Source organism: Betaproteobacteria bacterium, from assembly GCA_016791345.1.
GTDB lineage: Bacteria > Pseudomonadota > Gammaproteobacteria > Burkholderiales > JAEUMW01 > JAEUMW01.
Map to the genome: position 1 here is coordinate 1 of JAEUMW010000177.1, position 8,729 is coordinate 8,729.

Annotated in this window: 12 protein-coding genes and 1 pseudogene; 5 read left to right on the plus strand and 8 right to left on the minus strand. The window is 65.4% G+C overall.

All coding sequences use genetic code 11. The annotated features are described in order from the left end of the window. The first annotated feature begins 111 nt into the window (after positions 1-111). The 5 genes from JNK68_06870 to JNK68_06890 all read left to right on the plus strand — a co-directional run bounded on the left by JNK68_06870 (position 112) and on the right by JNK68_06890 (position 3,549). Positions 112-1,101 (plus strand): ABC transporter substrate-binding protein, encoded by a 990-nt coding sequence (locus tag JNK68_06870; GenBank protein MBL8540079.1) that lies wholly within the window; start codon positions 112-114, stop codon positions 1,099-1,101. A gap of 38 nt (positions 1,102-1,139) precedes the next feature. Next, positions 1,140-1,925, plus strand: a complete 786-nt coding sequence (locus tag JNK68_06875) for an ABC transporter permease (protein ID MBL8540080.1) — start codon at positions 1,140-1,142, stop codon at positions 1,923-1,925. A 26-nt stretch (positions 1,926-1,951) separates the two neighbouring features. Then, positions 1,952-2,761, plus strand: a complete 810-nt coding sequence (locus JNK68_06880; GenBank protein MBL8540081.1) for an ABC transporter ATP-binding protein — start codon at positions 1,952-1,954, stop codon at positions 2,759-2,761. Between the two features lie 114 nt (positions 2,762-2,875). Next, positions 2,876-3,124, plus strand: coding sequence for an Arc family DNA-binding protein (locus JNK68_06885; protein ID MBL8540082.1), 249 nt, complete (start codon positions 2,876-2,878; stop codon positions 3,122-3,124). After that, the gene (locus tag JNK68_06890; GenBank protein MBL8540083.1) at positions 3,121-3,549 is read left to right on the plus strand and encodes a type II toxin-antitoxin system VapC family toxin; all 429 of its coding nucleotides are present in this window, start codon (positions 3,121-3,123) and stop codon (positions 3,547-3,549) included. Before JNK68_06885 ends, JNK68_06890 begins: the two co-directional genes overlap by 4 nt. Positions 3,550-3,681: 132 nt before the next feature. Here the strand turns inward: JNK68_06890 and JNK68_06895 are convergent. The 8 genes and pseudogenes from JNK68_06895 to JNK68_06930 all read right to left on the minus strand — a co-directional run bounded on the left by JNK68_06895 (position 3,682) and on the right by JNK68_06930 (position 8,515). Then, positions 3,682-4,066 (minus strand): annotated as a pseudogene (locus tag JNK68_06895) (hypothetical protein). A 161-nt stretch (positions 4,067-4,227) separates the two neighbouring features. Continuing rightward, positions 4,228-5,640, minus strand: coding sequence for a TolC family protein (locus tag JNK68_06900; protein MBL8540084.1), 1,413 nt, complete (start codon positions 5,638-5,640; stop codon positions 4,228-4,230). Continuing rightward, positions 5,607-6,761, minus strand: coding sequence for an HlyD family secretion protein (locus JNK68_06905; GenBank protein ID MBL8540085.1), 1,155 nt, complete (start codon positions 6,759-6,761; stop codon positions 5,607-5,609). Before JNK68_06905 ends, JNK68_06900 begins: the two co-directional genes overlap by 34 nt. 12 nt (positions 6,762-6,773) lie before the next feature. Next, positions 6,774-7,154, minus strand: a complete 381-nt coding sequence (locus tag JNK68_06910) for a DUF3302 domain-containing protein (GenBank protein ID MBL8540086.1) — start codon at positions 7,152-7,154, stop codon at positions 6,774-6,776. Positions 7,155-7,162: 8 nt separating this feature from the next. Next, on the minus strand, positions 7,163-7,327 hold the full coding sequence (locus JNK68_06915; GenBank protein ID MBL8540087.1) for a hypothetical protein: 165 nt from the start codon (positions 7,325-7,327) through the stop codon (positions 7,163-7,165). 2 nt (positions 7,328-7,329) lie between these two features. After that, a complete protein-coding gene (gene hdeA / locus JNK68_06920; protein MBL8540088.1) occupies positions 7,330-7,710 on the minus strand; it encodes an acid-activated periplasmic chaperone HdeA in 381 nt (126 codons plus the stop codon). A 71-nt stretch (positions 7,711-7,781) separates the two neighbouring features. Further along, on the minus strand, positions 7,782-8,072 hold the full coding sequence (locus tag JNK68_06925; protein ID MBL8540089.1) for a hypothetical protein: 291 nt from the start codon (positions 8,070-8,072) through the stop codon (positions 7,782-7,784). After that, the gene (locus JNK68_06930) at positions 8,069-8,515 is read right to left on the minus strand and encodes a hypothetical protein (protein ID MBL8540090.1); all 447 of its coding nucleotides are present in this window, start codon (positions 8,513-8,515) and stop codon (positions 8,069-8,071) included. Before JNK68_06930 ends, JNK68_06925 begins: the two co-directional genes overlap by 4 nt. Positions 8,516-8,729: the final 214 nt, after the last annotated feature.

Below are 8,729 nucleotides of genomic sequence, written 5' to 3' on the forward strand. Positions count from 1 at the left end.
GGCGGGCAGGTTGCCGGTCATCGAAAGCTGAGGTTACTATCGGCCAACGTCCAGTCGCCGACATCCCCGTCGGTTCCCTCAATCCTTTGTTTCTAACCAGGAAGCCCGCGCATGGTTCATCGACTCGTCCTCGCTCTGCCCCTCGTTCTCACCTTCGCGCTCGCGTTCGCCCTGTTCGCCGGCGCCGCCTATGCCAACGAGGTGGTGCGCCTGGGAAATCTCAAGTTCGCGCACTACGGCGCGGTCTCGTTCATGAAGGAGCACTGCAAGAAGTTCGGGCTCGACGTGCAGGAGACCGTCTTCCCCAAGGGCATCGACATCTTTCCGGCGATCGTCAAGGGTGAAGTGGACATCGCTGCCTCTGCCGCCGATGCCGCCATCGCCAACCGCGCCGGCGGCGGGCAGGTGTTCGTGGTCGCCGGTTTTGCCAAGGGCGGTGCACGCTTGGTCTCGCGGGCCGACGAGCCGCTGAAGAAGGTGGCCGATCTCAAAGGCAAGAAAGTGGGCGTTGCGCGCGGCGGCGCGCAGGAGCTCCTGCTGCTCGCGGAGCTTTCCAAGGCGGGCCTCACGTGGTCGGACAAGGAAGGCAAGGACGTCCAGATCGTCTACATGGCCTTCGCCGATCTCAACCAGGCGCTGCTGCAGAAGCAGATCGATGCGATGTGCCAGTCCGAGCCGCAATCGTCGCAGGCCATCAACAAGGGCTTCGGCGTGGAAATGCTGAAGCCTTACGACACCCCCCTGGGCGAGCCGGTGCGCGTGCTGGTGATGACTGAGAAGATGTATAAGGAGAAGCCCGCGGTAGCGAAGAAGGTCCTCGAATGCTTCGTCGACGCGACGAACCACTTCATCAAGCATCCCAAGTCTGCGGAAAAGTACGTCGTGGAGCAGATGTTCAAGGGGCAGATCACTGATCAGGACTTCCAGGACGCCATCGCGAATTCACCCTACACCTACGACGTCACTGCGGACCACATTCAGATCACGACCGACCTCATGGTGAAGTACGGCGTCGGCAAGATGTCCGAGCCGCCGAAGGCCACCGACTGGGTGAAGCTCGACTTGCTGCAACAGGCCAAAGCCAAACAGGGCATCAAGTAGTGACCATCGCGGGGCGCGTAGCCAGCCTGGCGAGGTTGGTGGCGGTCCCCGCTGTCATTCTCGCCGCGTGGGAAGCGGTGTCGCTGCTCGGCTGGGTGACGCCGCTCGTCCTGCCTTCGCCTTCGGCGGTGGCACTGCGCTGGTGGTCTTATCTGCGGCCGACCGCACCGTTCGACCCGGCCGCCGGAAGCTGGATCGCGTGGGCGATCTCCGGCGAACTGCCGCACGACGTGGTTGCCTCGCTCACGCGTATCGCGGTCGGCTTCGGCATCGGGGCGGGACTCGCCCTGCCGCTCGGCTTGCTGATGGGCGCGCGGCCGGCCGTCTACGATCTTTTCAATCCGCTGCTGCAGGTGCTGCGGCCGATCCCGCCGATTGCGTATATCCCGCTCGCCATTCTGTGGTTCGGTCTGGGAAATCCGCCGGCCTATTTTCTGATTTCGCTCGGCGCCTTCTTCCCCGTGCTGATGAATACGATCGCCGGTGTACGCGCGGTGGACAGCATCTACCTGCGCGCGGCGCGCAACCTGGGCGCGGGCGAGTGGACGCTCTTCTGGCGCGTCATGGTGCCGGCGGCCATGCCTTACATCCTGACCGGCGTGCGCGTGGGCATCGGTGTCGCCTTCATCGTCGTCATCGTGGCGGAGATGATCGCGGTGAACTCCGGTCTGGGCTACCGCATCCTGGAGGCGCGCGAGTACTTCTGGTCGGACAAGGTGATCGCGGGCATGGTCACGATCGGGCTCTGCGGTCTGGCGATCGACCTCGGCATGAGCCGGCTGAATCACTGGCTCCTGCGCTGGCATCGCGGGATGGACGGATGAGCGCGACGGGCGCGAGCACGAGCGCCATGCCGGTGGTCGATCCGGACGCGGCCACCATTCGCTGCCGCGGCCTGGGCAAGATCTTTCGCACCGGTGGGCGCGAGGTCGTCGCGTTGCGCGACATCGACCTCGACGTCGCGGCGGGCGAGTTCGTCTGCCTGCTGGGACCATCCGGTTGCGGCAAGTCGACGCTGCTCAATGCGGTGGCCGGCTTCGATCAGCCCACCTCCGGCGAGCTCACGGCGCTGGGCGAGCCGGTCGTGGGACCGGGCCCGGAACGGGCGATGGTCTTTCAGGAGTACGCGCTCTTCCCCTGGATGACGGTGGAGCGCAACATCGCGTTCGGCCTGGAAGTGAGGCAGGATCCCGCCGAACGCATCCGCGCCATCGTCGATCGGCTGCTCGCCAAGCTCGGTCTGTCCGACTTTCGCGACCGGTTCCCGAAGGATCTCTCGGGCGGCATGCGACAGCGTGTGGCCATCGCCCGCGTGCTCGCCATCGACCCGCCGCTCCTGCTGATGGACGAGCCCTTCGGCGCGCTCGACGCGCTGACGCGCCGCTCGCTGCAGGACGAGCTGCTGCGCATCTGGGCCGAGACCCGCAAGACGGTCCTCTTCGTCACGCACGGCATCGAGGAATCCATCTATCTCGCCGACCGTGTAGTAGTGATGACCTACCGCCCGGGCACGGTCAAGCGCATCGTCGAGGTGACGCTGCCGCGGCCGCGCGACACCGCGAGCCAGGAGTTCAACGCCCTCAAGCGCGAGCTGACCGCGCTCGTCATGGAAGAGCAGGCGCGGCACCAGGCCGACGAGGCGCACGCGACGGCGGACTGAGCGCCGGTTTCGTCCGAATGGCTTACGCGCACGCCGAGGCCAACCGGCCACGATTGCCTCCGGTGTGACACGGCGATATCATGATATCTAGAGATACCCCACCAGGAGTCACGCGTGGCACAACTCGTCGTTCGCGATCTGGATGAGGACGTGAAGGCGCATCTCAAGCGGCGCGCCGAACGGCACGGGCGCAGCATGGAAGAGGAAATCCGGCAGATTCTGCGCAACGCCGTCAAGGAGGAGAAGAGGGCGGTAAGGAACCTCGGTTCGCGAATCGCGGCGCGCTTCAAGAAGACGGGTTTGACGGCCGACCTTCCGGAACTGCATGGCGAGCCGCCGCGGTCGGCCGACTTCACGAAGTGATCGTTCTCGACACCAATGTGCTCTCGGCATTGATGCGCCGGGAACCCGAGGCGCCGGTAGTAGCATGGCTCGACCGCCAGCCTGCCGACTCGTGCTGGATAACCAGCATCACGCTTTTCGAGGCCCGTTTCGGGCTGGCGCTGCTGCCAAAGGGCCGACGGCGGCAGGCGCTCGAGTCGGCTTTTGACCGGCTGCTCGCGGACGACCTGGAGAACCGCGTGCTCGACTTCGACAGCGCTGCGGCGGCCGCGGCTGCCTCATTGGCAGCGGAGCGGAAGAAGGCGGGACGTCCGGTCGACATGCGCGACACGCAGATCGCAGGCATCGCGCTGGCGCGGCGAGCCACCCTCGCAACTCGCAACGTGCGCCACTTCGCCGATCTGAAGGTGCCCGTCACAGATCCCTGGGAAGTCGGGAGGGAATAACTCACGCCGGGTTTCGCGCGGCGCCATCCGCCTTGCCTCGTGAATAGGGGCTGACTGACTCGATTCGAGTTCGTTGGCGCCGCGCGATCTGGCAATCGCTCAATCGCTCGAAGACTGGGCGCATTGCAACCGTCACCGGTCGGGCGCGTTGGCGAGTCGCGCGTCGCGCCACCTCCAGACCAGGAACAGCGCCACGACGGCGTGCAGCGCAACGGCCGGCCACAACAATGATCCCCGCAGCTCCTCGACCGTGCCCAGATAGGCAAGGTACAGCGCAATCAGCGTTGTAGGTCAACATCGCGCGGAAGGCCGGCGAGCCGGCCTCGCAGCGCCGTCGCCTCGGCCAGCACGCCAGTCCCAGGGCTAGCAACGCGATGCCGAAACACCGCCCCACCACCCGCACCGTCGCGTCGGCGTCCGCGCCCAGCAGCAAGGTGACGACGATCGCGGGATCGATCGCCAGGGCGAGACCGGTGCCGACTTCCACGAGCGCGGCGAAGGTGAGGATCTTCCCCAGGGTATTGCGGCTCGTTTCGTTCACCGATATGGTCCGAAGGACTTCACCGCACGCGACCCGCGTCGATGAAGCCGAGCGTCGCCAGCGTCATACGGCAGGAGCCGGCGAAGGTACTCCGCGGTTCCGCCGATCACTAGGTCGGTCGACAGTGCACGCATGGGTCACCTCCCTGGCGCCGCATCGAAACTGCCGCCGAGCGCGAGATGCAGCTGGATGCGGTTCGCGCGCTGCTGGCCGCGCAGCTTGATGAGCGCCGCCTCCGCGCCGAGCTGCCCGGCCTGCAGGTTCGACACCCACAGCAGGTCCTGCTTGCCCGCAACGTACTGGATCGTCGCGATGCGCACGGCATCGGTCCGGCTCGCGACCGTTCCCTGCATGAACGGCAGACGCTGCGCGAGCAACTGTTCGTTCGCGAGTGCGTTCTCGACCTCGCGGAACGCCGTGAGCGCCGCAGCACCATACGCGGCGACCGCCTTTGCCTGCCGCGCGGTGGCGATCTCGACCTTCGCGCGCAGCGCGCCGCCTTCGTAGATCGGGATCGACACACCGATCGCGGCGGAGGCAAGCCACGGATTGAGCCCCAGCACCGAGAGGATCTGGTCGCCCAGCCGCCCGCCCGCGAACGAGATCGAGAAGTCAGGCAGGAGCGCGAGCTTGGCCGCCTCCTGCCGGCGGAACGCCGTGAGCACCTGCTGCTCCGCGGCTGCGAGGTCGGGTCGGCGTTCGAGCAGCGACGCCGGCACCCCGGCGGCCACCGGCGGCGGCAGCGCGGGAAACGCCCGCGCCGCCTCGATCTCGGCTGCAGGATAGCGTCCGAGCAATACCTCCAGGGCCCGCTGCGCTTCACCGTAGGCGGCACGCGCTAACTCGACCTGCGCATGCGCCGCGTCAAGATTGGCCTGGGTATCGACCACATCGAGATCCGAGACCTTGCCGGCGGCGCGCCGGATCTTCACGAGATCGAGCAGCTCGCCGTAGATCCTGACCGCCTGCTCGGCGAGCGCGAGCAGTTGCCGCGCTTCACAGGCGAGATACCACGCCTTCGCCACCGTCGCCGCGAGCGACTGGCGCGCGTAAGCGTAGTCGAGCGCGGTGGCCGTCGCCCCGGCCGCGGCGGCCGCACGCTGCGCGCGTAGCCGCCCCCACACGTCCAGCTCCCAAGCGACACCGACATACGCGACCGAGCTGGTGAAGTTTCCGGTGTTGCCTTCGTCGCGCGTGGTCCTGCCGCCCAGCACCGCCCCCACCTGCGGCAGCAACTGCGCGCCGACCACGATCACAACCTGCTGCGCGATGCGCACCTGCTCGGCGGCTTGGGCGAGATCGCGGTTGTTGGCGATGGCTTCAGTGACCAGCGAGTCGAGTGTGGGATCGTCGAACGATTTCAGCCAGTCGTTGGCCGCCGCACCGGTATCCGCCTGGGCCTTCCACGCCGGCGGAATCGTGGTGTCCTTCGGCAGCGCTTCATGCACGATCGCATCATGCGCGGGCGGCGTGGTAAGGGCGCAGCCTGCAAGCACCACCGCGCCGACGATTGCCGTCAGCCGGATAATGGGTAGAGCCAGTTGAACCATGAGTAGGAACGGATATCGATCTTGCGCAGCCAGACAAACCCGCTATCCGAGCTCGTGTAGATCGCCGCGCGGCCTTGCGTGCCGATCGGAAACCGGTTCTGGTCCAGCTCTTCGAGCCGAATGACGACCGCAAACTGGCCCTGCGGGAGGTCGGTCGGCACGTAGCTGAAGTTCGGGAGGGTCCCGCTCGGCAGCAGTTGTCCCGCGCCGCTGCCCTGCCAGATCATCTCCACGCGGCCTGCCCAGATCTGCCCAGGATAGAGGTCGAGCGCCGCCTCCACCGACTGCCCCGGTTTCACGTACTTCAAGTTCTCCTGGAAGAAGTTGGCGAGCAGATAACGGTCGGCATCGACGATGAAGGAGGCGATGGCGCCGAAGCGCACGTCGCCCGCGACCATGCCCGGCCGTACCTGGAGGTTGATGACGTAACCATCCTCGGGTGCCACCATCAGCGTGTTGTCGAGATAGAAGCGCGCGAGGTCGAGCTCCGCCTGGATCGCCGCCACGGACGTGTTCACGCCGTCGATCTCGCTCGTGTACTTCAGCCGTGCGCGCTGCTCCTCGGCCTGTGCCTCGCGGATGCCCGCTTCGTTCGCGGCGGCTTGCGCCGCCCACCTCTGTGCATCCTCCTGCGGTCCGGCGCCTTTGCGCGCGAGGTCCGACGAGAGCTGCTGCTGATACTTCGCATACTCGAGCTCGCTCTCGAGCTTCACCACCTTCTGCGCGGTGACGGCGACGTCGGACTTCAGCACCTGGACGTTTTGCACCGCGCTCGCGAGCTGTGCTTCGAGCTGCCGCACCTTGTACTCGTACGGTCGGCGGTCGAACTGGAAGAGCGGTGCGCCCTTCTTCACCCGCACGTTCTCGGGCACCAGCACCGCGGTCACCAGCGTCGGCTCGGTGAGCCGCGGCGTCAACTGGATCGTGTGCTGGATCACGCGCGCGTCGGTCGAATACGGTGTGACGAAGCGCAGACCGATCAAGAAGATCAGCAGCAGATGCAGGCCGACGAGGGCCGACACCACGCCCCACGCGATGCTGAACTTGAGCCACTTGAACCTGAAGAAGAGCAGCCAGATGAAGACGACGTAGCCGAAACAGATCAGCAGACCAGCGAGCATCGGGCCGCCGCCTCAGTCCGGTGCGCGGGGAGCAGGTGGCTCTGCGTGGCTACTCTCTTCCGGTGGAGCTGGCGGCGGCACCGGCGGCTTGCCCTCGAGGCGCGCGATGTTCTCGTCGATCGCGCGTGCCTCCTCGCGCGGAAAGCGCCGGATGTCGACGATGTCGGCCGGCTTGAAGGCCCAGATGAATGCCTGCACCCAGGGATAGATGGTCGGCAGCAAACCGGCCCAGCCGAGCAGCTTAACGGCCTCCGCATCGGGGTGCTTGCGCGCGATCGCGATGTGACCCGGTAGCCCCGCGAGCCAGACCCAGAATCCGACTCCCGACAGCACCAACAGGAACAGCGTGACGAATGTCAGGTAGTCCCAGAAATCGAGTTCGAAGCCCAGCATTTCAGAACCTATGCGTCGTCCGCCCAGCCGGGGAACGCGCGAGCGCAGACCATGAGCCCGGTCAGCTTTCCCTTCTCTGCGAGATAAGGGTCAACCGACTGGGCCACTTGCTCGAAGTCGGCCTCTTGGAGCGCGATGAAACTCGGCTCGGCCGAAAACACGGTTGTTCCCATCGTCATTCCGGACGCCCGGAGGGCGATCCGGAATCCAGCCTGCGCCATGCGGCCGGACTGATCACCTGCTTCTTCATCTCGGCCTTCGTTTCGGCCTTCACCTTCTTCCATTCACTCTTGAGCTTCTGCCAGAACGAAGCCTGCGGCGCCTTCGTGCATTCGTCGATGATCATCGGGGTCATTTTCTCGGTCCCCTCGATGTCGATCACCGACGCCTCAGGCTTGCCGCCTTTCGCATACGCGGTCGCCCAGTAGACGACCTTCGGCTTGAACTGATCGTCGACCGCCAGGAAATCGGCGCAAGTCCACTGCGCAACGGGCTTCTTCACTTCAGCGGCTGACACAGTCGTTGCCACAGCGGCGATGAAGAGGTATCCATAGATTCTTCAGGTTCATGATGTGATTCCCCCCGGTTGAGAAAGACTTTGCGGCAAAGGCGCCTCCGCATCGATGATTACTTGGGGAACAGTAACTGCACCTGAAAGCGAAGCTGCCACGAGGCTCCGTCGTCCGGTCGCGCGACGTTGTAGTACGCCGCGAGCTGCGTGTTCACCGGCAGCGGGCCGAGGTGGAAGATGTGTCCGATGCCGCCGCCGACGGGCACCGTCCATTTCTTGCCGTCGGCCTGCCAGTTGGCGGTGACGATGGGCGACGAGGTGAGATAGGTTCCGCCGGGAAAGTTGTAGTTGAGGAATGGCTGCATGAGGAAGTTGCTGTAGCTCGGCGAGCTGCCGGAATTGCTCACCGACCAGACGTGTTCACGAGCACGCCGTAGACCCACGGATTGCCCTTCTCCAGCTTGAGGACCACCGCCGTCGGTCCGAGTCCCCAGCGCTCGTTACCGAGCGCCGAGCTGGTATTGGTCGCGGCCTGCACGATGGCGCCGGCACCCCAGATCAATCCTTCGGCATTCGACGGCGAGAGGAACGCGGAGAACTGGAGATCGCCGACGCCGTCCACGCGATCATCGAGGCGGGTGAGCGGCGGCTGCGAGATCACGGGCAGGATGGTGCGCGTGATGAGGTTCCAGTTTTCGTTCAGGGTGACCGGAATCACCGGCTGGATGTTGAGGATGTTCTGCGTGCCCTTCTGCGGACCGACGTTGAAGTTGGTGTTGTTCTGGAACGGCACGCTGATCAGGTTCGCGACCGGATTCTGCGTCATCTTCGCGAGCTCTTCGGGGCTCATCTCGGCATGGGCAGATGTGGCCACAGCGAGGCCGGTTGCGGCTACGGATACGGCGCGCGTCATGGACGATTGTCTAGGGCCTGTTAACACTAATGGTCAATTTTCGCGTACAGTTCGGGCATGGAGATCTCCCAGGCCCAGTACGAGCAAATCGAGAGTTGCCTGCCGCGGCAGCGTGGCAACGTCAGTCTGTCCAACCTGCAGGTGCTCAATG

Bases quoted from the DNA above. Each gene is read 5' to 3' on its own strand.
- JNK68_06870 (MBL8540079.1), top strand. From the start codon at position 112: ATGGTTCATCGACTCGTCCTCGCTCTGCCCCTCGTTCTCACCTTCGCG.
- JNK68_06900 (MBL8540084.1), bottom strand. From the start codon at position 5,640: ATGGTTCAACTGGCTCTACCCATTATCCGGCTGACGGCAATCGTCGGC.
- JNK68_06915 (MBL8540087.1), bottom strand. From the start codon at position 7,327: ATGGGAACAACCGTGTTTTCGGCCGAGCCGAGTTTCATCGCGCTCCAA.
- JNK68_06910 (MBL8540086.1), bottom strand. From the start codon at position 7,154: ATGCTGGGCTTCGAACTCGATTTCTGGGACTACCTGACATTCGTCACG.
- JNK68_06905 (MBL8540085.1), bottom strand. From the start codon at position 6,761: ATGCTCGCTGGTCTGCTGATCTGTTTCGGCTACGTCGTCTTCATCTGG.
- JNK68_06930 (MBL8540090.1), bottom strand. From the start codon at position 8,515: ATGAGCCCCGAAGAGCTCGCGAAGATGACGCAGAATCCGGTCGCGAAC.
- JNK68_06880 (MBL8540081.1), top strand. From the start codon at position 1,952: ATGCCGGTGGTCGATCCGGACGCGGCCACCATTCGCTGCCGCGGCCTG.